We start from the raw sequence: 26,578 nt of genomic DNA on the forward strand, positions 1-26,578 counted from the left end.
TAATTATTCAATAAAAAAAACGGCTATAAAGCAAATGCTTTATAGCCGTTTTCATAAACTTTATTATTTTTTAGCTACAATATGGATTGGGTTGCCAAGTAATACTTCAGCAGCTTCCATAGTAATTTCACCTAATGTTGGGTGAGCATGGATTGTTAACGCAATATCTTCAGCAGTCATGCCGCCTTCAATTGCTAAGCCCATTTCAGCGATCATATCTGATGCACCAGCACCTACGATTTGAGCACCGATTAATAAGCCGTCTTCTTTACGCGCAACAAGCTTCACGAAACCTTCTGTTTGGTTTAATGCAAGTGCACGACCATTTGCTGCGAATGGGAATTTCGCTGCAGTGTATTCAATGCCTTCAGCTTTCGCTTCATCTTCGTTATAACCAACTGTTGCCATTTCCGGATCTGTGAAGCATACAGCAGGAATAGCTAAATAATCAACGATTGATTTTTCACCAGCGATTGCTTCAGCAGCAACTTTACCTTCGTAAGATGCTTTATGAGCAAGTTGAGGACCTGATACAATATCACCAATTGCATAGATGTTTGGAATATTTGTACGACATTGTTTGTCAACATTGATAAGACCACGTTCACCGAATTCAATACCGATTTCAGCTAGGCCCATTTCATCTGTATTTGGACGACGACCTACAGTTACTAATACATAGTCAGCTTCAACTTTTTTCTCTTCTCCGCCAACTTCATATGTTACTACTACGCCGTTTTCTGTTTCTTCAACGCCTTTTGCAGATGCGTTTACTTCCATTTCAACGCCTTTCTTTTTAAGGCCTTTTTTCACTATTTGTGTCATTTGTTTTTCGAAACCAGCTAAGATATCTTTTCCGCCTTCGATAATTGTTACTTGTGAGCCAAGATTAGCATAAGCTGAACCTAACTCTGTACCAATATAGCCTCCACCGATAACAACTAATTTACCTGGTACTTCTTGTAAAGAAAGTGCGCCAGTAGAATTTAGTACGCGATCAGAGAATTTAAATGTTGGAATTTCAACTGGGCGAGAACCTGTTGCGATAATTACATTGTTAAATGTGTAAGTTTGAGCAGATTCACCATTGATGATACGCACTGAATGAGCGTCAACGAAATAAGCTTCACCTTGTACAATTTCAACTTTATTACCTTTAAGTAAGCCTTCAACACCGCCAGTTAATTTTTTAACAACGCTGTCTTTAAATGCTTGTGCTTTTGAGAAGTCTAATTTCACATCAGAAGCGATGATACCCATGTCATCTGAATGTTTAGCATGCTCAAAACGGTGACCTACTGAAATTAATGCTTTTGATGGGATACAACCTACGTTTAAGCACACACCACCAAGTACATTTTTTTCAACGATTGTTACTTTTTGGCCAGTTTGAGCTGCACGGATTGCTGCTACATATCCTCCAGGACCTGAACCAATGACAAGAGTATCTGTTTCGATTGGAAAATCTCCTACTACCATTTTTGTTACGCCTCCATTAATAATAATTCTGGTTCACTTAACAAACGCTTTAAGTGATTTAAAGCATTTTGCGCAGTGGCTCCATCAATCATACGATGATCAAAGCTCAATGATAATGCTAACACAGGTGCGGCTACAATTTCACCATTTTTTATTACAGGTTTTTCTGAAATTCGACCAATACCTAGAATTGCTACTTCAGGATGATTAATTACCGGAGTAAACCATTGTCCTCCTGCAGAGCCGATATTCGTAATAGACATCGAAGCGCCCTTCATTTCATGTGGTGCAAGCTTGCCTTCACGTGCTTTAGTCGCTAATTCATTAATCTCGTTTGATACTGCAAAAACAGATTTACGATCCGCGTGCTTAATAACTGGTACAAGCAAGCCTTTTTCTGTATCTGCTGCAATACCAATATTATAATAATGCTTCTGAATAATTTCTTGCGTTGCATCATCTAATGAGCGGTTAAATTCTGGGAATTCGCGTAAAGTTGAAATAAGCGCTTTAACTACGTATGGTAAGTACGTTAATTTTACACCCTTTTCAGCAGCGATATCTTTGAATTTTTTGCGATGTGCTACTAGAGCTGTTACATCGACTTCATCCATTAGTGTAACATGTGGAGCCGTTTGTTTCGAGTGAACCATCGCTTTTGCAATCGCTTTTCGAATGCCCGACATTTTCTCACGTGTTTCTGGGAATTCACCTTCAAGGACTACTGGTGCTGCTTGTGTAGTTGTTTCTTGTTGAATAGCTTCTTCATTAGCCACTGGTGCTACTTCAGCTTCTACAACGCCTCCACCTTTTAGGAAATTCTCAATATCTAGTTTTAAAATACGTCCATTTTTGCCTGTACCTTTAACTTCACGAATATTCACATCATTATCTCGTGCAAATTTACGTACGGAAGGCATTGCAATGATACGCTTATTATCTTCTGCTACTACAACAGCTTCAGACTTCTCAGGAGTTTTCTCTGGAGCCTGCTCAGCTTCAACAGGTGCCTTTACTACTTCCTTACCATACTCAGCTGTCGCTTGAACTTGAGCCTCTGTTTTCGCTTCAGCATGGTCATCACCTTTTAGTTTTAAGTCTTCATAGCCAGGTGCATCAAAACGGATTAAGATATCACCAACAACCGCTACTGTGCCTTCTCCTACTAAAACTTCCTCTACTTTCCCTTCAACCGGAGAAGGGATCTCTACCACTGCTTTGTCATTTTGTACTTCACAAAGAATATCATCTTCTTTTACTGTATCTCCAGCTTTAACGAACCATTTCACGATTTCGCCTTCGTGAATACCCTCGCCTATATCTGGTAATCTAAATTCAAATGCCATGTGTACCCATCCTTTCTATATTACCGTCGTTTAGAAGCTACAATCAATTATGCCTCGGCATAATTGCGTCCGGAATCGGCTTTGTGCTTAGGCCTGCACGAGGGCCGACACGATGTCGGTCATTTCGGTAATGCCACAGGACGTGGCGTTTTTACCGATGCAGGTCAGTTAGCCGTTATCGCATGGATGCGATGATTTTAGGCTAACTTCCTTTAAGCATCCCTTTCCGATTCTGTGACATCCGCCGGAGGCTTTAGGCCAACAGGATGTTGGTCACTCAGTCATGTGTTGCTGTCGCTTCGCTTTCGCACAGATAAATTGCCACAGGACGTGGCGTTCTTAGACTGAGTTCCTTTATTTCAGCGGATGTTTGGACACCCGCTGAAAAGTGACTTCAAACCGCATTCATCACACCACCTATAGAAGTGGGAGACTTCGCTGAAAGAAGTTAGAATGTTAAAACTTTTTTCGCTGTTTCCATTACATCTTTAAAGTTTGGTAACCAAACACCTTCAGCTTGTGGGAATGGGTACACAGTATCTGGTGCAGCTACACGAAGTACAGGTGCTTCTAAGCTTAAAATCGCGCGTTCTGTAATCTCAGCCACAACATTTGCAGCAATACCAGCTTGTTTTTGAGCTTCTTGTACAACGATTGCACGACCTGTTTTTTCAACTGACGCAATAATTGTTTCAATATCAATTGGTTGGATTGTACGTAAATCAATAACCTCTACAGAGTGGCCTTCTTTTTCTAGCTCTTCTGCAGCCTTTAAGCTTTCGTGAACCATTAAACCATAGGCAATAATTGTTAGATCTTTACCTTCACGTTTTACATCCGCTTTACCTAGTGGAATTTCGTATGCTTCCTCAGGTACCTCTTCACGGAATGAACGATATAATTTTAAATGCTCTAAGAAAATGACTGGGTTATCATTTCGAATAGATGAAATCAGTAAGCCTTTAGCATCGTACGGTGTTGATGGAACAACAACCGTTAAACCTGGCTGTGCTGTCATTAAGCTCTCTAAGCTATCAGAGTGCATTTCAGGTGTATGCACGCCACCACCAAACGGAGAACGGATTGTTACTGGTGCATTATAGACACCACCGCTACGATAGCTCATACGTGCTAATTGACCACTAATTGAATCCATTACTTCATAAACAAAACCGAAGAACTGTATTTCAGGAACTGGACGGAAACCTTGTAGAGAAAGTCCGATTGCTAAACCACCAATACCTGATTCTGCTAATGGTGTATCGAATACGCGGTCAACACCGAATTCTTTTTGTAGGCCTTCAGTTGCGCGGAATACCCCACCGTTGACACCTACATCTTCCCCGAATACAAGAACGTTTTCATCATTCTTTAATTCTGTGCGAAGTGCATCTGTAATTGCTTGAATCATTGTCATTTGTGCCATAGGTTATTTCGACTCCTTCTCTTTGTAGATTTCATACTGTTCTTTTAAATTAGATGGCATTTCGCCTTTATACATGTTTTCCATTAACTGTGTTACTTTTTGTTTTGGAGCAGCATCGGCTTTTTTGATCGCCTCTTTAATTTCTTCTTTCGCACGCTCAATAACAGCTTCTTCTTTTTGCTCATCCCATAGACCTTTCGCCTCTAAATATTTACGGAAGCGTACAAGAGGGTCTTTTTGTGCCCATTCATTATCTGTATCAGATGTACGGTAACGCGTTGGGTCATCCCCTGCCATTGTATGAGGACCATAGCGATAGCACATTGTTTCAATTAAAGTTGGACCTTCGCCATTAACTGCGCGCTCACGTGCATCACGTGTTGCTACGTAAACTGCTAGCGCATCCATACCATCTACTAAAATACTTGGTAAGCCAGCTGCTACACCTTTTTGAGCAATTGTTTTCGCAGCTGTTTGTAATTCACGAGGTGTTGAAATTGCAAATTGGTTATTTTGTACAATGAAGATTGCTGGTGATTTAAACGCACCTGCAAAGTTAATGCCTTCATAGAAATCCCCTTGCGATGAACCACCATCACCTGTATAAGTTACAGCTACAGCCTTTTTACCACGTTTTTGAATACCAAGCGCTACACCTGCAGCTTGGATATATTGTGCACCGATAATGATTTGAGGTGCTAATACGTTTACACCTTCAGGAACTTGGTTCCCCATAAAATGACCACGCGAGAATAAAAACGCTTTATCTAAAGGTAAACCATGCCATACGATTTGTGGTACATCACGGTAACCTGGTAAAATCCAATCTTCTTTTTCTAATGCAAAGTGTGAAGCAAGTTGTGAAGCTTCTTGACCAGCCGTTGGTGCATAGAAACCTAATCGACCTTGACGGTTAAGAGAGATAGAACGTTGGTCTAAAATACGTGTATAAACCATACGCGTCATTAACTCAACTAGCTCCTCATCAGATAACTTTGGGTCTGCCTCGTCATTTATAATTTCGCCTTCTTCATTCAAAATTTGAAACATTTCAAACTTATCTTCTATTTCAGTTAGCGTTTGTTTAGCGTCAAAAATATTATTGTTTTTCTTGCCCATTTGTCACATCTCCCTTTCAGCTGTATTAAAATAAATCACCATTTCAACTAGTACAACTTATTCTTTGCACTCAGTATACTGAATAAAATACTGTCGGTCAATCATATATTACGCGTACAAACAAAGATTTTTTCTAAGATAACGATTAAAGAACCCTGTTTTATACTGTACCACCAATTAACAAGAACTGTATTATAACAATTTGTTTGAAGTACACAATTATTAAGTTTCCCTACATGTTACCAATAGTAGAATGCCCCAGTTCTAGACAATCTAATAGCTGTAGAAAAATTTTTTAAGTATATTCAAATAAGGTCTTTTTTCATGTGATTGTTTTAATTCGTGATGTATAATTATAAGTAAGCACTACAAAGTTGAAAGGAAGATTCATATATGATTTTAATGGATGATATTATTCGCGAAGGTCATCCGACTTTACGCACAAAAGCTGAAGAGGTTAAATTCCCTTTAACTGATGAAGTAAGACAGCTTGCAGAAGACATGCTTCAATACTTAAAAAACAGCCAAGATCCTGAAATGGCAGATAAATATAATTTACGTAGCGGCATTGGATTAGCTGCCAATCAAGTAAATAGCCTACATCGAATGTTTGCCCTTCATTTAACTGATGAGAATGGGGAACAATTAAGTTTTGTAGCAATCAACCCAAAAATCGTTAGCCACTCTGTAGAAAACACATATCTTGCAGCGGGTGAGGGTTGTCTTTCTGTAGATCGCAATGTTCCAGGCTATGTACCACGTCATGCTCGCGTCACAGTTAAATTTAAAACAATTGACGGTGAAGAGAAAAAAATGAGACTTAAAGGCTTACCTGCTATAGCCTTCCAACACGAATTAGACCACCTTAACGGCATTATGTTTTACGATCGCATCAATGAAAAAAATCCATTTGTGGAAATTCCAGATTCTATACCATATGAGCGCGATTAGGAGCACAGAAAGAAAGCAAACCCCTGCAGTTATTGTAAACTGCGGGGTCTACTTTCACTCAGGTCTAACTTAAATATCCCAATTATTTTTATGCCATTTCTATCCCTTGTTCTAAACGTTCATTAATTTTCCCCAGCAGTGCAGGCAGTTCTTCCATCGTGCCTCCAATATCGAAGTGATCATCATCGGCGGTAAAATTCGTCATTCTGAAAAATCTGTAACGTCTAATGATTTCCTCTTCCGCTTCGATCACCTTCATATTAATAAAGCTTTTATTTGCGCTTGTGGGGTCTCGATCGAAAAAGGAATTTCAGATTTCAATTTAGAAGAAGCTATCACCCGGAAACAAATTATAAATATTTCTCAAACTGTCTATGTAGCAGCAGCCTCTTCGAAATTCAACAAAGATGTCGCTATTCAAGTTTGTCCAGTACATGAGGTAGATATGATTATCACAGATTACGCACTCTCTAAAGACACTATCAATCATTTCACAGATAAAGGTGTACAGTTGAAACTTGTAAATACAAACAAAGACACTGAATAATTCAAATACAAAAGCAACTAGTTGTAGTCAATTCCTCCAACTAGTTGCTTCATTAGATAATATTTAATTGGTGCATGATTTTAGCAAGACCGTCCTCATCTACATGCTCTGCAATATGAGTAGCAACAGCCTTTACTCTCTCATGTCCATTCCCCATCGCCACGCCTGTCCCAACAGCCTGCAGCATTTCAATATCGTTGATACCATCTCCAAAAGCAATGGCATCATTTAATGTCAGCCCCATTTTCTTAAGGATCTTTTCAATACCAACAGCCTTCGAGCCTCCATTTGGTAAAATATCACAAGAATAGCGATGCCAGCGCACAAACTGCACATTTGGAAATGCTTCACGATATAAATGTTCATCTTTTTCTTCCATAAAAATAAGTGTTTGATAGACGTCGTTCTGCATATAATAAGTTGAGTCTATAGTTGGATACTGGTATTTTAATGTATTTAAGCTTTCTACTACCATATCGTTATTTCCTATAGATGCAATCATTCGTTTGTCGTCTAAAAATACTACAGGTTCATTTCGCGCTTCACCAAAGGCAATGATTTTGGCTAGCTTGTCTTTCTCAACACCATTTGTATAGACAACTTCACCACGATAAACAACATATTGTCCGTTAAATGTCACATACGTATTAATATCTAGCTCTTCTAGCAAGGATTGAATCATGAAAGGTCCACGCCCAGTTGCAATCGCTAGCTCATATCCATTACGACGAGCTTCAAAAAGCGCTTTTTTCGCAGAATCAGGTAATATTTTCTCACTATTATAAAGTGTACCATCTACATCAAAAAATAATATTTTCTTCATCTTATAGTCCCCTTCATTATGTAATATAACTGCAAAGGTTAATAACTTTACCGAGGTAATATTTTTTATTATAATGATCCTAAGGAGTGATGTGCCATGCTGAAGAAACTCAAACGAAAATTGTTGAAGCAACTTCGCGGCATACTCGGAAAAAAATCAATTGCCTAACATTTGCCCTTCATTATTTGAAGGGCTTTTCTTTATTTTAGAGTAACTGCGTGATAATATAAAGGAAATGCATTTATTTGGCTATGTGCAACCACTGTCTCATTGCTTTATTCAATTACACCTTGTTGTAATTACGTCTGGATTGTAGCATTGAGATACAAGAACTTCAAACACCTAATTTCATCCTTAGTATCTAGAAATTTGCTGTTTTTCCTTGTAGTACGTGCGTGGTATTAGTCAAGGTGCAATAAAATTGTACGCAATAAAAGGAGAGCAAACTATGATTTACAAAGTTTATTATCAAGAAAATGCAAATGAAATTCCAGTTCGCGAAAACACTAAAAGTCTATACCTTGAAGCTGCTTCAGAACGCGAAGTACGTCAAAAGCTACAAGACCGAAACTACAACATCGAGTTCGTTCAACTGCTTGAAGGTAACTATTTAGTCTACGAACAAGCAAGTCCGAACTTCATCTTGGAGGAAATTTAACAAACATGAAGTTTGTTAAAAATGACCAAGCAGCTGTTTTCGCGCTCGGCGGACTGGGCGAAATCGGCAAAAACACTTACGGCGTTCAATTTCAAGATGAAATCATTTTAATTGATGCAGGTATTAAATTCCCAGAAGACGACTTACTCGGCATTGACTATGTAATTCCGGATTATACGTATTTAGTACGCAACGTCGACAAAATTAAAGGATTATTTGTTACACATGGTCATGAAGACCATATTGGTGGTATTCCCTACTTATTACGTCAAGTAAATGTCCCTGTCTACGGTGGTAAGCTTGCACTTGGCTTATTACGCAATAAGTTAGACGAGCATGGCTTGCTACGTACTACAAAGCTTATCGAAATTAAAGAAGAGGATGTTATTAAGTTCAGAAAAACATCTGTTAGCTTCTTTAGAACAACACATAGTATTCCAGACGCTTACGGAGTTGTTGTAAAAACACCACCTGGTAACATCGTGCATACCGGTGACTTTAAATTTGACTTTACACCTGTAGGCGAGCCAGCCAACTTAACAAAAATGGCTGAAATCGGCCGTGATGGAGTACTGTGCTTACTTTCAGATAGTACAAATGCAGAAAAGCCGAACTTCACAATGTCAGAGCGTACAGTTGGAAAAAGTATCGATGAGATTTTCCGTAAGGTTGATAGCCGTATTATTTTCGCAACTTTCGCATCCAACATTTACCGTTTACAACAAGCAACGGATGCTGCAATAAAATACGGAAGAAAAATTGCTGTCTTCGGACGTTCAATGGATAATGCCATTACACTTGGTCGTGAACTAGGCTATATTAATGCGCCAAAGGATACATTTATTGATGCCCAAAGCATTAATCGTCTTCCTGCCAATGAAGTAATGATATTGTGTACAGGCTCTCAAGGTGAACCGATGGCAGCCCTTTCTCGTATTGCCAACGGTACACATCGTCAAATCCAAATCCAGCCTGGTGACACAGTTATCTTCTCTTCTTCACCAGTACCAGGAAATACGGTAAGTGTAAACAAGATCATCAACTTACTTTTCCGTGCTGGTGCAGAAGTTATTCATGGTGCACTAAATAATATCCATACTTCTGGTCACGGTTCTCAGGAAGAACAAAAATTGATGCTGCGCTTAATGAAACCGAAATTCTTTATGCCGATTCACGGTGAATTCCGTATGTTGAAAATGCATACTCATCTAGCAGAAGATTGTGATGTTCCACTTAAAAACACATTCGTTATGGAGAATGGTGACGTGCTAGCATTAAGTGCCAATGAGGCACACGTAGCAGGTCGTATCCCTTCTGGAGACGTTTATATTGACGGCAATGGTATTGGAGATATCGGCAATATCGTATTACGTGATCGACGCATTCTTTCTGAAGAAGGTTTAGTGATCGTTGTTGTCAGTGTGGATATGGAAAATCAAAAAATTGTTTCCGGCCCAGACATTATTTCTCGAGGCTTTGTTTACATGCGTGAGTCAGGTACGATGATTAACGAAGCGCAAAAAATGTTAAATCGTCACCTAAACGAGACAATTCAAGGTAAAACACCTCAATGGACTGAGCTAAAAAATGAAATCACTGACGTATTAGGACCATATTTATTTGAAAAAACAAAACGTCGACCTATGATTTTACCGATTATTATGGAGGTTTAACCTCATTACAAAAAACTACGCAAAATTGCGTAGTTTTTTTTACAATTTTTTGAAACCTCTTTGCTTCTTTTTTCGTATATAGTATGACGACTCTAAAATCATTTCAATGACAATAAGATTCGAAAATAATTAGAGTAGTTCAAGAAATGGCTAATTGAATGGAATCATGTCCCTATTGTAGCGCTTTTTGAAACACTGCAATCACTTCTAATCACCTAGACCATTACATAATTGCCGCTAAACACTTCATTTTTTTGTACGGCCATTTTTTAATCTCCATCAATTTCATTGACAGAATTTTAGCTATCGCACAGAAAACATTTCTGAATGAAGATAAAAATAGGATTACTCACCCGTTAGAGTAAGCAATCCTATCCTTATGCCTAAATATTAAAGTATTTAGCTATTACATAAGCAACCCAACGATAATCTGGTCGCAAGCGTATGTTTTCAATTAAACCTTTTATAATCGGTTTACTATAGGTTGGGTTTTTAACTTGAAATTTTAATAATTCAAGCGACTCGCGTTCTATAGTGTCTTCTAAGCCATCTAGATATTGTTCGATTAATTCTAGCAAAGATTCCTGTGAAACTTCTTCATTACAAGGTTTTTCTGTTAATCGAACGAGTTCTTCTGTTATAAATGGTATCGTCGTATGCCGTGCAATGATCTCCGTCTTTTCAGCTAGAGATTTAGCCAATTGATCTAAATCGAGTGGTATATCGGAAAAAATAAATAGTTCTGAATAACTTTTCATAAATCCTTTAATACAATACATAACATCATATTTTGTCTCCTGAAGTTCACCCTGATATAGCTGCTCAAGCATATAGATAATCGACTTAGACATCTCAACATCATAGGCAATTATTTTTTGAAACAACTCTTTTTTTGTAAGAAGTACTTTTTCATTAAAAAAAACACGGGCAGATGCAGCATGGTTTTTAAATGCTTGAAAAATACTTTTATAAAATTCAACTAAAATAATATCTTTACTAAGTGAACTTCTGACTACTTGGTCAACGTCAGTGACAAACTGTTGTAGAAAATACTCTACCATGGAAATTAGAAGCTCGTCTTTTGTTTTGAAAGATAAATAAAATGCACCTTTTGAAATTCCACATCGTTCTGTGATTTGTTGTACAGATGTAGCTTCAAAGCCTTGTTCTGAGAATAGCTCCAATGCTTTCTCCATAATAAGTTGTTTTTTTAACATACTTTTAATTCTCTCCTAATGTATTTCATTGACAAATGACCGATTAGTCATTAGTATAAATAACGAAATCTAGTTAGTCAATAAAGGGTAGGTGTGAAGGTGAAAGGTTTAGTTAATTTCGTATTGAAAAACAAATTGGCAGTGTGGTTATTAACAATTATCATCACTGTCTCTGGTATTTATTCAGGTACAAGAATGAAAATGGAATCCATACCTGACATTTCTATACCATATTTAATTGTAATGGGTGTTTATCCTGGTGCAACACCTGAACAGGTTATGAATGAGCTTTCCATACCATTTGAAAAGTCAATAGAAAGCTTAGAAGATGTAAAGGCTGTTTACTCAAATTCCTCTTCAAACGTAGCTCAAGTTCAAGTTGAATACGACTACGGAATTGATATGGATGAGAAAAAGCGCCAATTAGAGTCCGCTTTAGAAGGTATAAAATTACCTGAAGGTGCTCAAAAACCGACAGTTATGGCAATTAGCATGAATATGATGCCCGTTGTCGGTTTATCGGTTAGTAGCTCTAAGGAAGATATTGTTGGATTAACGTCAACAGTAGAAAACATTCTACTTCCTAAAATCGAAAAAATTGATGGCGTTGCTTCAGCAACTATCAATGGTCAGCACATTAATGAAATATCATTTAAATATGATAAAGCAAAAATGGCTGCTCTTGGCTTAACAGAGGATTCTGTCAAGCAAATGATTCAAGCAAGTGATATGTCACTTTCACTTGGTTTATATCAATTTACTGTAGGTGAACAGGCCGTTTCAGTAGACGGTAAAGTTAAATCTATCGATGAGTTAAAAGACTTATTAATACCAGTTACACCTTCAGCTACAAATCCTTCACCATTCGTTCGCTTAGGCGATATTGCAACGATTGCAGTAGAAGGTAAAGTACAATCCGTATCACGTACAAACGGCAAAGATGCAATTGCGATTCAAATCGTGAAAGCTCAAGATGCAAATACGGTAAAAGTCGTAAATGCAGTGAAGGATTTAATGAAGGCCGAAGAAAAATCATTGGACGGCCTAAAAGTGGATATCTCACTTGACCAAGGTAAACCAATTGAAGATTCAGTCTTTACAATGATTGAAAAAGCGGTATTCGGTGGTGCCATTGCCGTATTAATTATTTTACTATTTTTACGTGATTTCAAATCAACAATTATTTCGATTATTTCAATCCCAGTTTCAGTATTCATGGCATTACTACTATTAAACTGGATGGATATCACATTAAACATTATGACTCTCGGCGCGATAACCGTGGCGATTGGTCGTGTAATCGATGACTCAATTGTAGTTGTTGAAAATATTTATCGACGTATCCATTTAAAAGATGAAAAACTAACAGGTCGCGCTCTTATTCGTGAAGCGACAATTGAAATGTTCAAACCAATCCTTTCTTCTACATTAGTAACTGTAGCAGTATTCGCCCCACTAATGTTTGTAGGCGGTATGGTTGGTGAATTATTCATGCCGTTTGCGTTAACAATGTCGTTTGCGCTAGGTGCTTCATTAATAGTGGCGATTACAATTGTTCCAGCTCTATCTCACTTCCTATTCCGTAAAAAAATATACGGTGAGAAAAAAGAAAGTCAACATAAAGAAGTTGGTAAACTAGCTCTTTGGTATAAAGATGTACTAGCAAAAGCATTAAATCATAAAATCATTACATCAGTTATAGCGATTGTATTGCTTGTTGGTTCTCTTGCTTTAGCACCACTTATTGGCTTCAGTTTCATGGGCTCACAAGAAGATAAGGTTATGTACTTAACTTACACTCCTGGTACAGGCGAGCTAATGAAAGATACAGAAGCAAATGTTGCAAAAGTTGAAAAAGAATTAATGAAACGTAAAGACGTTAATATTTTACAAGTTTCGATCAATGACCCTAAACATGTTGATCCTTCGGCAATGATGATGGGTGGCGGTGCTGGTGGTGCCTTAATGTACCTCATCTTCGATCCAGATATGAAGGACTTCCCTGAAGCACGTCAAGAAGTTGAAGACTATGTAACTAACATCGGTCAATCAGGAACATGGAAATCTCAAAACTTCTCATCAATGTCGTCGTCTTCAAATGAAGTAAGTTACACATTATATAGTGAAGATTTAGATAAGCTTCGCAAAGCAGTGAAACAAGTAGAAGGCGCATTAAAAGAAGTTGATGGTTTAGAAGACATTAAGTCTGATACTGAAGATCCATTTGTTGAGCATATCCTAAAAGTGGATCAAAAGAATGTTCTACAATACGGTTTAACTACTGCTCAAATTGTAATGGCTTTAAATCAAAATACATCATCAGAAGTCCTAACTAAAGTTCAGTATGATGGTGAAGATATTGATGTTATTGTACAACATGAAGAAAAAGCTGCAGCTAAATCTCTTGATGATGTATTAGCTACTAAAATCCAAACAGCTTTAGGCACAACAATGACAATCGGTGAGTTAGTAAAAGTAGAAGAAGGCACTACATTAAACAAATTATCTCGCTCAAAAGGTGAATATTTCGCAAAAGTTTCTGGTACGATTATCGGTGACGATATTTCAAAAGCAACTTCAGCGGCTGATAAAAAAATCGATAAATTAGATTTACCTAAAGGTGTAACGACTGGCGTTGGTGGTGTTGCTGCCGATATGCAAGAAACATTCACGAAGCTTGGAATTGCCATGTTAGCGGCAATTGCTATCGTTTACTTCATCCTAGTAGTAACATTCGGTGAAGGTTTAGCACCATTCGCTATCCTGTTCTCACTTCCATTCGCAGTAATTGGTGCATTTGTCGGCTTGTTCGTCACAGGTCAAACAATTTCTGTTTCTGTTATGATGGGATTATTAATGCTGATCGGTATCGTTGTAACAAACGCCATCGTATTAGTAGACCGCATTATTCATATGGAACGTGGCGGACTTGCTATGCGCGAGGCCATTTTAGAGGCAGGTGCAACTCGTTTACGTCCAATCCTAATGACTGCCATAGCAACAATCGGTGCGATGATTCCAATGGCACTTGGTAGTGGTGGTAGTGGTCTAATTTCAAAAGACTTAGCAATTACAGTAATCGGTGGTTTACTATCTTCAACATTGTTAACATTAGTAGTTGTACCAATCGTATATGAAATGTTATCTAAAATGTTAAAGAAAAACCGAAAAGATATTGAAGAAGATTAATAAAGTGAAACTTCAAAAAAACAGCTACTCATGCGGTCATCGCGTGAGTGGCTGTTTTGTTAATCATAAGCTATTTACTGATCTTCTTTCACCACAAAAACTTCCTTGCTTTCCACACCTGTAGCAGATACAGCCGTAATGCCGTATGTGTAGCTACCCTTAGCAAGAGCTGTCTTGTCCACAAACTGGGTGATGCCATCCATATTATAAACAACATCCACTATATTTTGAGGGTCATTATAAGAACCTTCTCTGTTCCCTGTAAAACGATAAATGACATACTTGCGTGGTTGTGCTTCATTTTCGTCTATAATTTCAATCTTGCGACCAGCCGCTTCCTTTGTCACTTGTACAAAAGTTGGCTCGCTCGGCACTGTGTCACCATTCCAAGTTGTATCTGGTGTCAGTGCTGTGTAATTATATAGTTGCTGTTTAACAATCGTTGAATAGCCCAGTTTATTATTTTGAATACTTTTTAGGGAGAAATGCATTTGTCCCTTGGCTGCTACTTGCTCCGAACGATTCGCCATAATTTGGCTAGGTAGCTCCATCTTATTTTTCCATGCCCCATCACTGTCATTCCCTACTTTATAGTCGGCAAGTCCAATATACAACTGAACAGGATGTGTCTGTGCATAGGTTTGTACTTCATGGCTCCACCAATCCAATAACGTACCATATTTGGCAACAGCTAATGTTCTTGACCAATAAACTTGTGGTGTAATGTAATCGATCGTGCCCTTTTGAATCCATGTTCTGACGTCTGCATATAAATCATCGTAATTATTGACACCAGCTCGCGTATCGCTTCCTGTTTTATCCAACGATTTATTGCGCCATACACCAAATGGTGAGATACCAAATTGAACATATGGCTTTGTGTCTTTAATGGCAGTGTAAAGATTTTCTACAAGCTGGTTGACATTATTTCGTCGCCAATCTTCCACCTTTTTAAAAGAAACACCGTATTTTTTGTAAGCTGCTTGATCCGGAAAAGCTTCATTAGCAATTTTGTATGGATAAAAATAATCATCCATATGGACTGCATCAATATCATAATTGGCTACTAGCTCTCTTACTGTATCAACTAAATAGTTCTGCACTTCTGGTAAACCGGGATTTAAATAATATTGCTTGCCATATTTGACAACCCAGTTTGGATTTTTTCTAGCCACATTATCGGCAGCAAGGTCTGTTAGTTGTTGTCCAGACATTGTTACACGATAAGGATTCATCCATGCATGCAGCTCCATACCCCTTTTATGTGCCTCCTCTACCATAATCGTAAGAGGATCGTAACCAGGATTTGTGCCCTGCTTTTTACCTGTTATGTAGGACGACCATGGCGCCAGCTCAGATGCATACATTGCATCATTTGTTGGTCTTACTTGATAAATAACAGTATTCAATTTACTTGCTTTTAATTGATCCAATGTTTGACGCGTCCAAACCGTGTACTGCTCCTTAGTCATGCCTGCTTTCATATCAATATTAAGAACCGTTGAAATCCAAACAGCCCGCATTTCCCTTTTCGGCTGTGTAGTGCTTGCCATTGCTGTCTTTGCAGGGATTGTCGATAGGCATAACATAATAATCATCGCGACTAATGTGACGAGTTTCCATTTACTAGTTTTCTTTCTCATATTTCCTCCATTTGCTATTTTTCTATTTTAGTATATGACAAGTGCTCGCTATATGCACGTCTTCGAAGCCCGAATGTTCTTTTCGATTTTCGAGGAAGTATGAATTTTTCATCAAGAGTGTTTAGATGTCGGAGCTAGCCATTTCTATCGATAAACGTACAACCCAATATTATATGAAATGGAATAGACTTTTTCATATAATATTGTAAAGGAGGGTAAATGAATGAAATATTCTATACCTAGTTTAAAAACTGAAAGGCTACTTTTAAGACCTATTTCACCGCAAGATTTAGAGGCTATGTTCGATTATGCTTCTTGCGAAAGTGTAGCACGATATGTGACATGGCAAGTTCATACAAGCATTGAGGATACAAGAGCTTTTATGGCACTAATTTTAGATGGTTATCAGCAAGGTAATCATTTGTTTTGGGGTATTGAATTTGAACAAAAATTAGTTGGCACCATTGATTTCGTATCGGTTAACGAGACACATAAATTCGCAGAGATTGGTTATGTACTTTCTGAAGCTTATTGGAATAAAGGGATAACGACAGAAGCGGCAAAAAAATTAATTGATTTTGGTTTTAACGAATTAGGATTAGTTCGAATTCAAGCGCGATGCTTTGAAGAAAATATCGGATCTCAAAAGGTAATGGAAAAATCAGGGATGCTTTTTGAGGGGATTTTACGAAAAAGTATGTTTATTAAGGGAATTCATCAAAATGTTAAAATGTACGCTATTACAGAAGATGACTACGTCGGGTCTTAAATGAAACTAAGCCCTGCAAAAAACCTGCAGGGCTAGTTAATTTACAACCATCTCTCAATACAATAGACTTTTTTAGCCGTTGCATCTAATCTTACTTGTTTTCCAATAGCAATTGGATGCATCGGGTGAGTATGGCAAATATCAAATTTTGCTAAGATCGGGATATCGATGTCATCTAACTGTTCAAGCAGGACTTCATACGGTTTACGTCCAGTTCCTAGATCATCATAACGCTCATGCTTACCTAAAATAATGCCACTTATTTTTTCGAATACACCATGCAATTTCAGCATTGCAAAATTCTTCTCAACGATAGCCGTATTTTTAGCGCAATCTTCTATTAATAAGATATCTCCATCATTAATTTTCGGGAAATAAGAAGTACCAATAAATCCATACATAGCATTTACATTGCCACCAATTAATCTACCTTCAGCAACTCCTTCTTGAACCGTCACCCATTCATTTTTATATAACTTTTTTTCCACCGTAAGTGCCAGTAATATTGCCGTTGCATCAGAATAACCAACGACGATTTTTGGATTGCTTCGAAATGCCTCATAATCAATATATGGCAGCATACTGTTTGAATTTGTACCACCTATTGTCGACATGATGATGTGGACGTTTGAATCACGTAATAATTCATTCAATTCCTCAGCGCGCTCTTTAGGAGTACCTGAACGATAAATATCAGATTTACCAGTTAGTCAATTAAGTTTATATTTCTTTGTTCAAGAAAAGCTTTTGCACGCTTATATCGAGATAGTGCATTGATGGATGCGGGTGAAGATGGTGAAAAAATACCGATATTAATAATTCTAGTTCTAGAATTCATATACACACACCCTTTGTCTTACAATATTTTTGACATAAAATATTCATCAATGTACTCCCCATCAACATATAAGGAATGTCTCTTAGTTCCCTCAATTTCAAATCCCATTTTTTCATATAATGCTACCCCTGCAGTGTTGTTCGCCATTACTGTCAGTTCCAAGCGATGCATGCCCTTTTCTTTTGCCCAATCGTCAAGATGACTAAATAATGCAGTACCAATCTTTCTTCCTCTAAAATCACTATGGATGCCTACGACAATATAGGCTCGATGTGAAACTCTAGATGGCATATTATTACCTTGAACAATTAAATAACCAACTACTCTCTTTTCAATTTCAGCTATAAATAAAGTTGAATGGCTGTTATTGTGAATATTCTCGATAAATTTAGTAAATTGTTCAGTCTCTAACTTTCGTTCACCTGGCCCGAATAACATTAAATTAGACTCTTCCGCATTTTTTATGACAGCTATGATCTGTTCAGCATCTTCACGTATTGCTTCTCTTATTAACATTTTTATTAACCCCCTACTGCCTAAAATTTAGTGACATGTATCATCAAGTCTTTCGTGTTCATTTGAATTTCACCACCGATAGGGAACGTAAAGATTGGCTGTGTATGTCCAAAATCAACATCATAGATAACTGGTATTCTTTTTAAATTGGGATGCTTATCTAAAATAAAACGTAGCTGCTCCTCTGTCATATTAGAAGCTCTTTGAAAACGCCCTATCGCTATTCCTTTAATATTGGTAGTGGCTTGTAATAATGAGGTGAAATCACGGGCAAATATTTCTGGGTTAACTATTTCATCATCTTCTAAAAATAAAATACTATTCGATAGATCAGGCATATACGGTGTCCCTTGAAGTAAATTTAACGTACATAAATTTCCACCAAATAATTGTCCACTTGCCTCTCCGTCAGAATACACCTTCCAGCTAGCTGCTTCAAAATGACGATTATGTTGATCTAAATACCATGCGTCATCACTCCATACGTTTGATGCTTTAATCGTATATGGTGTATTGTTCATTAAACATTGTTGAAAATATATTAACTGATAGTCTTGTGCCTGTTCCATACGAAAGCTAGAAAAATGAGGACCTGAATATGTAATAAATCCACATTTTTTTGTAATAGCTGTTGCTAAAGCTGTGATATCACTGAAACCACAAAATATTTTTGGGTTATTTGCTATCATGTCGTAATCCAAATAGGGTAATACCTCATTACAGTTATAACCACCAATGACTGTTAATACAGCCTTTACATTCTCATCACGAAAGGCATCATGAATGTCAGCAACTCGATGCTCAATTGATGATGAATGTTGGAGATCACATTCAAAAATATGACGCCCATAGGATACCGTAAAGCCTAACTCTTCAAGTTTTTTCGTTGTTTGTTCAGCGCCTTCTGCTGTGATGATTGCCGCACTGCGACTAGGTGCGATAACACGTATTTCATCACCTACTGTCAATTTATTCGGAATACGCAAACTGCTCCCCCCCTTATAAGTTTTAATTTTTCATCTAGAACTAAAATTTTCTCTATTATTACAAAGCGCTAATGGAAAATCAAATATAAAATTACAATTTTTTCATGTGTTTTATATCATCGTGTAATGAAAAGTTGATTTTTCACATCTACCGGCTTTGCTTGTTGTTTATAGCAATTCTGGCTCCTTTATCAGCGATTCCGGCTCTTTTATCAGCGATATCCGCTGTTCTTCCAACGATAAAAAATCCATCAAAAAAGATGCATCGCAAAGTAATTTTGCAATGCATCTTTTTTTGTATTGGCTGTGCGACCAATGCGTTTAATTATGCTGGTCCTTCTAACCCTTAATTAGCTTCCCACTCTTCTCTATGCAAGCAGTGTGAGACCTTTGCTACTTATTTTCTCTTTTTGCCTATTAATAGCGTAACTTGTGCCATTGTAAATGGTAATGAAGATTTTTTTCGATACGCTATATACTTTGGCTCCCAAAAATCTGCATATTTTAATTTAAAGTTTTTTAATCCTTTAAAATGGTAGAAGTGCTGCCCATGTAAAAATATTTGTGCTGCAATTTTTTCGCTTAAAAAAGAATACCTGGATTGTCCGACATTTGACAATGGCGACATCCCCATATTAAAAACATGATAGCCTTCTGCTTTTGCCCATTCAAAGAGCGATAGGAAAATGAAATCCATCGTCCCAGATGGAGCTCCTGGCTTAAAACGCATGAGATCTACTGAGAGTCTTTCGCCATTATCGTACATTGGCATGAGACTGGCAAAGCCAATAACTCCTTCTACTCCACGTAAAACGGCAATGTTTGAAGTGTTTAAATAGTGTTCATCAAAAAAGCCAAGAGAAAAACCTTTTTCTGCCCTTCCCTGCAACCACTTCGTAGACACTTCCTCCAATTCACTCATTAATTCCCGTGAGTAAGGAGGACTTACTAGTTCAACTGTAAAATCTTCTCGTTCAAATTTATTTTTTACCGCTCGACGTCCCTTCATTCCCTTACCAGCGAGTGTAAACTTATCTAAGTCTACAAAAGCTTGCTCGCCAAGCTTAAAAAAACTATACCCATGCTCATGTAACGAAGGAAAAATCTTATTGTTAATTTCATAAAACACCGGTGTATAACTATGCTTATCCGCCAATTCCAAAAACTCCTGAATAGCAGATAAAAAATCAGCTTCATCTCCTACTGGATCTCCCAGTACAACGATTTTATCAGCAAATATTTGATAAGAAAATAAAACTGTACCTTGTTTATTCCAATGTACAAACTTGTCATGTAAAAAAATTAAATGTGAATACTCCGTCCCTTTATAGGACATCAAATGATTTTTGATTCTTTCTTCTTGCTCCCTCGATAAAAGCTTTTCCATTTTCTTAGGTGCACGGATAAAATAACCTATACAAAAAATGACAATTGCTATTAGGATGCCAATTACTGCACTATAAAATAGGTCTCGGTAATCTGTAATGATATATTCCTGTAGAGTGGCTGGAATACGAATTTTGGAAGTAGGTAAGTTCACATAACCAATCAATACATACATCACAGTAATAATTGTCACTGCGGCAAGGTCAATCAAAACGATTCCCCATGTCAAAACGTTACTTTCACGGTAAAATTGTTTTTTTGAGGCAATTAACAGCCCTGCGACAATCAATAAAAAAATAGCTTCTTCATAGTCCAAGCCTTTAAAAATTGAAAATAGTGCAGAGCTACTTAGCACAATGAGGCAAAGCTGGTATGCCCTTTTTACTTTATATTTAATCCCCCTACATAACCCTAAGAGAATAAAGCCAGCTGCAACAGTCATTTGATGGGAGACATGCATGATTGGTGAAGATAGAAATTCCTGAGCTATTTTTAGTCGGCTTAAAATACCTGGCACCGACGCTGATAGCAATAATACAATACCAGAGAGAAATACCAATATCGTTAATAACGTGTGACTAAGCTTCTGAAAAATAACATTCGGCAAGTCATCCCACGATTCATTCCAACGATTCCAATATTCTTTTACAAATAAAAGGGCAGAAACCAAAAATGGAAGCACAAAATAGCCAATCCGGTACAAAATTAATAGAAAAAGGACCTTTTCATCAGCGATTCCTAAACTTTGTGTCCCCCATAAAAAAACAAGGTCAAATGAGCCAACTCCACCAGGTATCATACTGACAATTCCCGCACAGGAAGCAATTAGAAATACGGGAATTAATCCAGATAATTCTATTGGTATCTTCAAAATAAAAGTTAATATCCAGATAACTAAAAAGACCGCAAGCCATTCAGTTACTGAAGTTGCCATCAATTGAAGGGAAATCTTCGGAGTTATAGAACCTGCTTTTTTATTGCGAATGATGAGTATAGCAATAAAAATCGGAACATATAAGCTGACAAGAATAACCGCTATTTTTAACCATCGTACTTCTTTTAGCAATGGGAAGTCCCAAAAGAATATAGACATAATCCAAGCTAACAGCGAAATCCCTGTTAAATAAAAGAGTGTAACGGAGGCAATGCTTTTTAACAAGTCTTCCTTATCCTCTTTATATTTCGAATAGAAATAATTACGCAGAAATACACCAACTAAACCACCAAAGCCTATAAGATTTGAAAAGGTATTCACAATAAATGAATGATTCAGCAAAATACGGTTGTTTATTTTGATTCCTACTATTTTCACTAAAATAACATCATAAAAAATCATCGGTGTAATAGCACAAAAGGTGATGAAAAGAATAAATAATAGCTTCCATATCTGCAATTCATTAACTTCCTTCTGAAGTAAATGAACATCTATCCCACTTATCGTTTGTAGAATTTCATAAATTGCTATTGCTAAAAGTGCTAATGGAAATAGAATTTTCAAAAATTTAAATAGCGACTCTTTTCGAACGTTGAACATGTGTTAAACCTACTCCTCATAAGCTTTCTCGAAACTTTAAATATCTAAGTTCATTGACAGCAGATTCTTTTTTCATAAAAACGTCCTTTTAAGACTAATATACCATTATTGTAGCGTATTCTATGCTATATGTATTGTCAAAGAAAGTTTGTCTCGTGGGATAAAGCATATTTTTAGTTACTAAAAAGGTTGCCCTATAAAAGATGTATTAAACAGCTTTATAAGACAACCAATTTAGAATCAATTACTTATTTCAGCGGGTGTTTGGACACCCGCTGAAATAAATTAAATATAATATCGATGGATAGGACGTCCCACACTTCCATATTGTATATCTACTTTTAATAAATTTTGTTTTTCTAAAAAATCCAAGTAACGTCGAGCTGTTACACGAGCCGTTCCAATATACGTGGACACTTCTTCCGCTGATACGGCTTCGTTACTCTCTTGAATATAGGCAAGTACCTTGTCTAATGTTGCTCGGTTAAAACCCTTTGGTAGCTCGTCAATTATGATTGTCTCAGTGATTGGAGGAACAACTATTTGCTCAGGGATACGTTGCTGCATTAGATGATCCACATCATGCTGTGTTAGATCTTGCATACCACTTATTTTCTTTCTATAAGCTTGATAATTTTTTAAAGTTTGTTCAATTCGTTCAAACGTAAAAGGTTTCATAATATAATCATAGACGCCTAGGTGTAAAATTCGCTGCACAGTAGGCATATCATTCGCAGCAGTTACGGCAATAACATCAACTGGAATATGTTCTTCACGAATTTTTCCTAGCGTAATAATACCATCCTGCTCTGGCATAAAAATATCCATAAAGACAAGTTCAGGGTTTAATTGTTTAATCTTCTCTACCCCTTCTATCCCATTACTAGCATAGCCTATCAGTGAAAATCCTTTGATTTGCTCAATAAATTGCCTGTTCACTTCTCGTACCATCGGATCATCTTCAATTAATAACACATTTATTACATCCATCTACTCTTCCCCTAACTCGAATAAGATTAAGAAACTTGTCCCTTTCATAAATTCACTCACTACCTCAATATCGCCATTACCTTTTCTTACGATTTCATGTATTAGATGCAAGCCAATACCGCGATTCTCACTTGCCTTTGTAGAAAATCCATTTTCAAACATACGAGCTTGCACCCCTTCAGACATCCCGATTCCATTATCAGAAACAGCAATTGCTAGCACACCGTCATGCTCATCTACAGAAATCGCTACATATTTATCATCCTTTGAAAGAACATTTAGCGCTTCAAATGCATTTTCAATTAAATTTCCTAACAAGACGACAAAATCGTTGTGATCTAATAATGGTGGAAAGCGTTTAAAATGACTTTTTCGATCGATTTCTACTTGTATGCCTAATTCCTTGCCATAACTAACTTTACTTAGCAATAATCCTGAAATATTTTCATTATGGAAGCGTTCATTCAAAAACTTCGTTAAAGAAGCTTCATTTTCGGTAGTAGCTGTAACGTATTCAAGCGCTTGCTTTGTATGTCCCAATTGCAGAAGTCCTGCAATAGTATGAAGCTTATTTTTATGCTCATGTGTTTGTACACGCAGTGCTTGCACAAAAGCTTTAACACCCGTTACCTCTTCCGCAAGCTTTTTCACCGCTGTTAAATCTTTAAACATGGCAACTGCTCCGACTAATTCTCCATTTACAATAATCGGGACACGATTACTCAAAATACTATGATGATTGATGTAGAGCTCTTGATTGTATACAGGCGTTGCTGTTTCAACAATTTCAGGCAATCGTGTGTCAGGTAAAACATCATAAATCTTTTCCCCAATACAATCCTCTATCTTTCTAGTAACTCCTAATATATCAGCTGCTTTTTCATTAAAAATTGTAATATTCATTCCTTTATCGACCGCTATAATGCCTTCATGCATAGCATTGAAAGTTTCTGTTCGTTCCACATACATCTTTGCAATCTCATGAGGCTCAAGCCCAAACATTTGCTTTTTAATATGTCGGCCAAGTGTATATGCCCCCCAAATACTAAAAACAAGCGATATAAGAAAAGTAATAAAAATTTCATGCTCATAATTTTGCAACATTTCTATAAAAGTTGGCAGTGAATACCCTACAACGACAATACCTACTTGTTCTTTTTTGTCATCAATGATGGGGACGAAAGCTCGAATCATTACACCGGCTTCCCCTTGTGCCTTCGATACATAATAATGCTCACTAAAGGAAGCATTTAAATCCTGTGACTCACTACGCTGCCCTATTTCTTTACTGACTGGGTGAGATAGTTTAATACGATCCATATTCATTACAACAATATACTCTGCTTTATTAACAACACGAATTCCATCTACAATTTTATTGACATTTTTCGCCGCTTCTTTAATATTGTCATTTTTCAAATGCATACTGATTTCGGGCACATTTGATACAGTCCGCGCAACAAGCATAGCACGCTGACCAAACTCCTTTTCTTGCTCAGTTAAGAGGTTTCCAAGTACAAAAATGCCACCAAGTAAAAAGGAGAATGCAATGATTAAAAATGTCACTAACAGGATTTTGCCGTTTACAGGCATTTTTATCATTTAAAATTTCTTCCTTTCCAAATTTGCATTTCACTATTAGAAAAGCCTAATGGACGGATTTTACTCAGGCTCAGAATGTCACTTCTATCAATGATATGCTTTTAAGATTATCTTCAAAAAAATCTTTTGACAACACTTTTAGTTGACATAAGTAGGAGAAAGTCATGAACTTAATGAACAATATTACGAAAATTGACATAAAACAAAATTTTCTATCATTAATTATTTTTGTATTATAACAATAGTGAATTATTTACAGAGCATCATAACAGCTTGAGTTATTGAAAACACTACATTTTATTTAAAATATGGATGAATGTACTTAATGAACGATATGTTTCTTATTTTCTAAATCTCTTTTTTCTAAAAGGATTCGCTATGATAAATCTAGTGAAAACGATATCAAAGAGAAAATTTAGAAAAGAGGTAGCATACAGTGAAATTACTGAAAAATCTGACCGTTCAGGTTATAGCTGCGATCATTCTAGGGGTTATTGTTGGGGCAATCTTCCCTGAGTTTGGTGCAAGCCTTAAAATTCTGGCAGACTTATTCATTAAGCTAATTAAAATGTTAATCGCCCCTATTATCTTCTTAACAGTTGTAATTGGAATCGGTAGTATGGGAGATATGAAAAAGGTTGGAAAAATCGGAGGAAAGGCGTTACTGTATTTCGAAATCGTCTCTACCATTGCTTTAGCAATCGGTATTGCTGTTGCAATGATCGTTAGCCCTGGTACTGGATTAGATACATCAGGTGCTTCCGAAGCTGACATCTCAAAATATACAACCGCTGCTGCAGAAAGTGAGCAAGGCTTAGGTGCTTTCATCTCTAGCATTATTCCCGAAAACGTAGTAGGTGCACTTGCAACAGGACAATTACTTCCTGTGTTATTCTCCGCAATCTTGTTCGGCTTAGCTGCTGCTTCTATTGGAGCACCTGCAAAACCTGTCATCACATTTTTTGAACAAGTGGCAGAGATTTTCTTCAAAATCGTAAGTATGGTAATGAAAATATCTCCAATAGGTGCTTTTGGTGCAATGGCCTATACGATTGGTAATTTTGGTTTGAAATCGTTAGGTAACTTAGGCCTATTAATGGCTGCAGTATATATTACAATGTTCTTGTTCGTAGTCTTTGTTTTAGGAACGATTGCAAAATTCTTCGGCTTCAACATTTTCAAATTTATTGCTTATATTAAAGAGGAGATTTTCTTAGTAATTGGTACTTCATCATCTGAATCTGCCTTGCCATCTATGATGCGTAAATTAGAAAACTTTGGCTGCTCTAAACAAGTTGTTGGCTTAGTAGTACCAACTGGTTATTCCTTCAATCTTGATGGAACTTCCATCTACCTATCAATGGCTGCATTATTTATTGCACAAGCATACGGAATGGAATTGACGTGGATTCAGATTATTACACTTCTTGGGATTTTAATGATTACATCCAAGGGAGCAGCTGGTGTAACTGGTTCTGGTTTTATCACATTAGCAGCGACACTTGCTGCCTTCCCAATGATTCCAGTCGAAGGGATTGCGCTATTAATTGGTGTTGACCGCTTCATGTCTGAGGCACGTGCTGTAACAAATTTAATTGGTAACGGTGTAGCTTGTGTAGTCGTATCAAAATCTGAAAAAGAGTTTGATGTAGAAATGCAAGAACGTGCGCTTCAAGGAAAAACTACTATTGTATCCTAGCGCTTTAGCCTAGACGAAAACTATGCCCATGATTATCCATTAATTACTTTATCAAGAAGGTTCTAAGTCAAATGTTGGGGTGCACTAATCTCTCAGCACGTTAGCCCAAATGAACTCCGATTTCTTTATACTTTAAATTTAATAAGATTTTTGCTCGAAAGTGATCGAAACGTCGAAATCCATATGC

Annotated in this window: 20 protein-coding genes and 1 pseudogene; 7 read left to right on the plus strand and 14 right to left on the minus strand. The window is 37.0% G+C overall.

Annotated features, from left to right (window positions below):
• Positions 1 to 63: 63 nt before the first annotated feature.
• The 4 genes from lpdA to pdhA all read right to left on the minus strand — a co-directional run bounded on the left by lpdA (position 64) and on the right by pdhA (position 5,370).
• Positions 64 to 1,479: a dihydrolipoyl dehydrogenase gene (gene lpdA, locus ACIQLB_RS04775; protein WP_400721572.1), complete on the minus strand. Its 1,416-nt coding sequence runs from the start codon at positions 1,477 to 1,479 to the stop codon at positions 64 to 66.
• Between the two features lie 5 nt (positions 1,480 to 1,484).
• Positions 1,485 to 2,825, minus strand: coding sequence for a dihydrolipoamide acetyltransferase family protein (locus ACIQLB_RS04780; RefSeq protein WP_400721574.1), 1,341 nt, complete (start codon positions 2,823 to 2,825; stop codon positions 1,485 to 1,487).
• Positions 2,826 to 3,273: 448 nt separating this feature from the next.
• Positions 3,274 to 4,251 (minus strand): alpha-ketoacid dehydrogenase subunit beta, encoded by a 978-nt coding sequence (locus tag ACIQLB_RS04785; protein WP_400721577.1) that lies wholly within the window; start codon positions 4,249 to 4,251, stop codon positions 3,274 to 3,276.
• A 3-nt stretch (positions 4,252 to 4,254) separates the two neighbouring features.
• Entirely contained in the window at positions 4,255 to 5,370 is a 1,116-nt protein-coding gene (gene pdhA, locus ACIQLB_RS04790; RefSeq protein ID WP_049668279.1) for a pyruvate dehydrogenase (acetyl-transferring) E1 component subunit alpha, read from the minus strand.
• A gap of 393 nt (positions 5,371 to 5,763) precedes the next feature.
• Here pdhA and def point away from each other — a divergent pair, with 393 nt between their 5' ends.
• Complete coding sequence (gene def / locus ACIQLB_RS04795) at positions 5,764 to 6,321, plus strand: peptide deformylase (RefSeq protein WP_400721580.1); 558 nt, start codon at positions 5,764 to 5,766, stop codon at positions 6,319 to 6,321.
• Between the two features lie 88 nt (positions 6,322 to 6,409).
• Here def and ACIQLB_RS04800 read toward each other — a convergent pair whose 3' ends face one another.
• Positions 6,410 to 6,580, minus strand: coding sequence for a hypothetical protein (locus ACIQLB_RS04800; protein WP_400721702.1), 171 nt, complete (start codon positions 6,578 to 6,580; stop codon positions 6,410 to 6,412).
• On the opposite strand from ACIQLB_RS04800, the gene ACIQLB_RS04805 reads away from it, so the two are divergent.
• Positions 6,518 to 6,868, plus strand: coding sequence for a DeoR/GlpR family DNA-binding transcription regulator (locus tag ACIQLB_RS04805; RefSeq protein ID WP_400721699.1), 351 nt, complete (start codon positions 6,518 to 6,520; stop codon positions 6,866 to 6,868). The two genes, ACIQLB_RS04800 and ACIQLB_RS04805, sit on opposite strands and share 63 nt — an antisense overlap.
• A 52-nt stretch (positions 6,869 to 6,920) precedes the next feature.
• Here the strand turns inward: ACIQLB_RS04805 and ACIQLB_RS04810 are convergent, their stop codons facing one another.
• Positions 6,921 to 7,691, minus strand: coding sequence for a Cof-type HAD-IIB family hydrolase (locus ACIQLB_RS04810; RefSeq protein WP_400721583.1), 771 nt, complete (start codon positions 7,689 to 7,691; stop codon positions 6,921 to 6,923).
• Positions 7,692 to 8,139: 448 nt separating this feature from the next.
• Between ACIQLB_RS04810 and ACIQLB_RS04815 the strand changes: the two genes are divergently transcribed.
• Both ACIQLB_RS04815 and rnjA read left to right on the plus strand, forming a co-directional pair.
• On the plus strand, positions 8,140 to 8,349 hold the full coding sequence (locus tag ACIQLB_RS04815) for a DNA-dependent RNA polymerase subunit epsilon (RefSeq protein WP_370045955.1): 210 nt from the start codon (positions 8,140 to 8,142) through the stop codon (positions 8,347 to 8,349).
• A 5-nt stretch (positions 8,350 to 8,354) separates the two neighbouring features.
• The gene (gene rnjA / locus ACIQLB_RS04820; protein WP_400721588.1) at positions 8,355 to 10,022 is read left to right on the plus strand and encodes a ribonuclease J1; all 1,668 of its coding nucleotides are present in this window, start codon (positions 8,355 to 8,357) and stop codon (positions 10,020 to 10,022) included.
• 383 nt (positions 10,023 to 10,405) lie between these two features.
• On the opposite strand, the gene ACIQLB_RS04825 is transcribed toward rnjA, so the two are convergent.
• Positions 10,406 to 11,239, minus strand: a complete 834-nt coding sequence (locus ACIQLB_RS04825) for a TetR/AcrR family transcriptional regulator (protein WP_400721591.1) — start codon at positions 11,237 to 11,239, stop codon at positions 10,406 to 10,408.
• A 99-nt stretch (positions 11,240 to 11,338) separates the two neighbouring features.
• Between ACIQLB_RS04825 and ACIQLB_RS04830 the strand changes: the two genes are divergently transcribed.
• Positions 11,339 to 14,428, plus strand: a complete 3,090-nt coding sequence (locus ACIQLB_RS04830; RefSeq protein WP_400721594.1) for an efflux RND transporter permease subunit — start codon at positions 11,339 to 11,341, stop codon at positions 14,426 to 14,428.
• 74 nt (positions 14,429 to 14,502) lie between these two features.
• Here ACIQLB_RS04830 and ACIQLB_RS04835 read toward each other — a convergent pair whose 3' ends face one another.
• A complete protein-coding gene (locus ACIQLB_RS04835; RefSeq protein ID WP_400721597.1) occupies positions 14,503 to 16,071 on the minus strand; it encodes a glycoside hydrolase family 10-like protein in 1,569 nt (522 codons plus the stop codon).
• Between the two features lie 223 nt (positions 16,072 to 16,294).
• On the opposite strand from ACIQLB_RS04835, the gene ACIQLB_RS04840 reads away from it, so the two are divergent.
• Positions 16,295 to 16,840, plus strand: coding sequence for a GNAT family N-acetyltransferase (locus ACIQLB_RS04840; RefSeq protein WP_400721600.1), 546 nt, complete (start codon positions 16,295 to 16,297; stop codon positions 16,838 to 16,840).
• 41 nt (positions 16,841 to 16,881) lie between these two features.
• Here ACIQLB_RS04840 and ACIQLB_RS04845 read toward each other — a convergent pair.
• The 6 genes and pseudogenes from ACIQLB_RS04845 to ACIQLB_RS04870 form a co-directional block, all read right to left on the minus strand.
• A pseudogene (locus ACIQLB_RS04845) lies at positions 16,882 to 17,678 on the minus strand (S66 family peptidase).
• Between the two features lie 18 nt (positions 17,679 to 17,696).
• Entirely contained in the window at positions 17,697 to 18,194 is a 498-nt protein-coding gene (locus ACIQLB_RS04850) for a GNAT family N-acetyltransferase (protein ID WP_400721602.1), read from the minus strand.
• A 20-nt stretch (positions 18,195 to 18,214) separates the two neighbouring features.
• On the minus strand, positions 18,215 to 19,180 hold the full coding sequence (locus ACIQLB_RS04855; RefSeq protein ID WP_400721605.1) for a S66 family peptidase: 966 nt from the start codon (positions 19,178 to 19,180) through the stop codon (positions 18,215 to 18,217).
• A gap of 397 nt (positions 19,181 to 19,577) precedes the next feature.
• Positions 19,578 to 22,100 carry a bifunctional lysylphosphatidylglycerol flippase/synthetase MprF gene (gene mprF / locus ACIQLB_RS04860; protein WP_400721607.1) on the minus strand — a complete coding sequence of 841 codons (2,523 nt, stop codon included), beginning with the start codon at positions 22,098 to 22,100 and terminating at the stop codon, positions 19,578 to 19,580.
• Positions 22,101 to 22,385: 285 nt separating this feature from the next.
• Positions 22,386 to 23,090, minus strand: coding sequence for a response regulator (locus ACIQLB_RS04865; RefSeq protein WP_370045937.1), 705 nt, complete (start codon positions 23,088 to 23,090; stop codon positions 22,386 to 22,388).
• A complete protein-coding gene (locus ACIQLB_RS04870) occupies positions 23,091 to 24,692 on the minus strand; it encodes an ATP-binding protein (RefSeq protein ID WP_400721611.1) in 1,602 nt (533 codons plus the stop codon).
• Positions 24,693 to 25,128: 436 nt separating this feature from the next.
• Between ACIQLB_RS04870 and ACIQLB_RS04875 the strand changes: the two genes are divergently transcribed.
• Entirely contained in the window at positions 25,129 to 26,391 is a 1,263-nt protein-coding gene (locus ACIQLB_RS04875) for a dicarboxylate/amino acid:cation symporter (protein WP_400721613.1), read from the plus strand.
• Positions 26,392 to 26,578 lie beyond the last annotated feature (187 nt).

It is taken from the genome of Lysinibacillus sp. NPDC092081 (assembly GCF_044755845.1).
GTDB lineage: Bacteria > Bacillota > Bacilli > Bacillales_A > Planococcaceae > Lysinibacillus.

What these genes read in the sequence shown, in the direction of transcription:
- ACIQLB_RS04865 (WP_370045937.1), bottom strand. Translation starts at nt 23,090, where the DNA reads ATGGATGTAATAAATGTGTTATTAATTGAAGATGATCCGATGGTACGA.
- ACIQLB_RS04825 (WP_400721591.1), bottom strand. Translation starts at nt 11,239, where the DNA reads ATGTTAAAAAAACAACTTATTATGGAGAAAGCATTGGAGCTATTCTCA.
- ACIQLB_RS04850 (WP_400721602.1), bottom strand. Translation starts at nt 18,194, where the DNA reads ATGTTAATAAGAGAAGCAATACGTGAAGATGCTGAACAGATCATAGCT.
- ACIQLB_RS04785 (WP_400721577.1), bottom strand. Translation starts at nt 4,251, where the DNA reads ATGGCACAAATGACAATGATTCAAGCAATTACAGATGCACTTCGCACA.
- ACIQLB_RS04815 (WP_370045955.1), top strand. Translation starts at nt 8,140, where the DNA reads ATGATTTACAAAGTTTATTATCAAGAAAATGCAAATGAAATTCCAGTT.
- def (WP_400721580.1), top strand. Translation starts at nt 5,764, where the DNA reads ATGATTTTAATGGATGATATTATTCGCGAAGGTCATCCGACTTTACGC.
- ACIQLB_RS04810 (WP_400721583.1), bottom strand. Translation starts at nt 7,691, where the DNA reads ATGAAGAAAATATTATTTTTTGATGTAGATGGTACACTTTATAATAGT.
- lpdA (WP_400721572.1), bottom strand. Translation starts at nt 1,479, where the DNA reads ATGGTAGTAGGAGATTTTCCAATCGAAACAGATACTCTTGTCATTGGT.
- pdhA (WP_049668279.1), bottom strand. Translation starts at nt 5,370, where the DNA reads ATGGGCAAGAAAAACAATAATATTTTTGACGCTAAACAAACGCTAACT.
- rnjA (WP_400721588.1), top strand. Translation starts at nt 8,355, where the DNA reads ATGAAGTTTGTTAAAAATGACCAAGCAGCTGTTTTCGCGCTCGGCGGA.
- ACIQLB_RS04780 (WP_400721574.1), bottom strand. Translation starts at nt 2,825, where the DNA reads ATGGCATTTGAATTTAGATTACCAGATATAGGCGAGGGTATTCACGAA.
- ACIQLB_RS04800 (WP_400721702.1), bottom strand. Translation starts at nt 6,580, where the DNA reads ATGAAGGTGATCGAAGCGGAAGAGGAAATCATTAGACGTTACAGATTT.
- mprF (WP_400721607.1), bottom strand. Translation starts at nt 22,100, where the DNA reads ATGTTCAACGTTCGAAAAGAGTCGCTATTTAAATTTTTGAAAATTCTA.
- ACIQLB_RS04840 (WP_400721600.1), top strand. Translation starts at nt 16,295, where the DNA reads ATGAAATATTCTATACCTAGTTTAAAAACTGAAAGGCTACTTTTAAGA.
- ACIQLB_RS04835 (WP_400721597.1), bottom strand. Translation starts at nt 16,071, where the DNA reads ATGAGAAAGAAAACTAGTAAATGGAAACTCGTCACATTAGTCGCGATG.
- ACIQLB_RS04870 (WP_400721611.1), bottom strand. Translation starts at nt 24,692, where the DNA reads ATGATAAAAATGCCTGTAAACGGCAAAATCCTGTTAGTGACATTTTTA.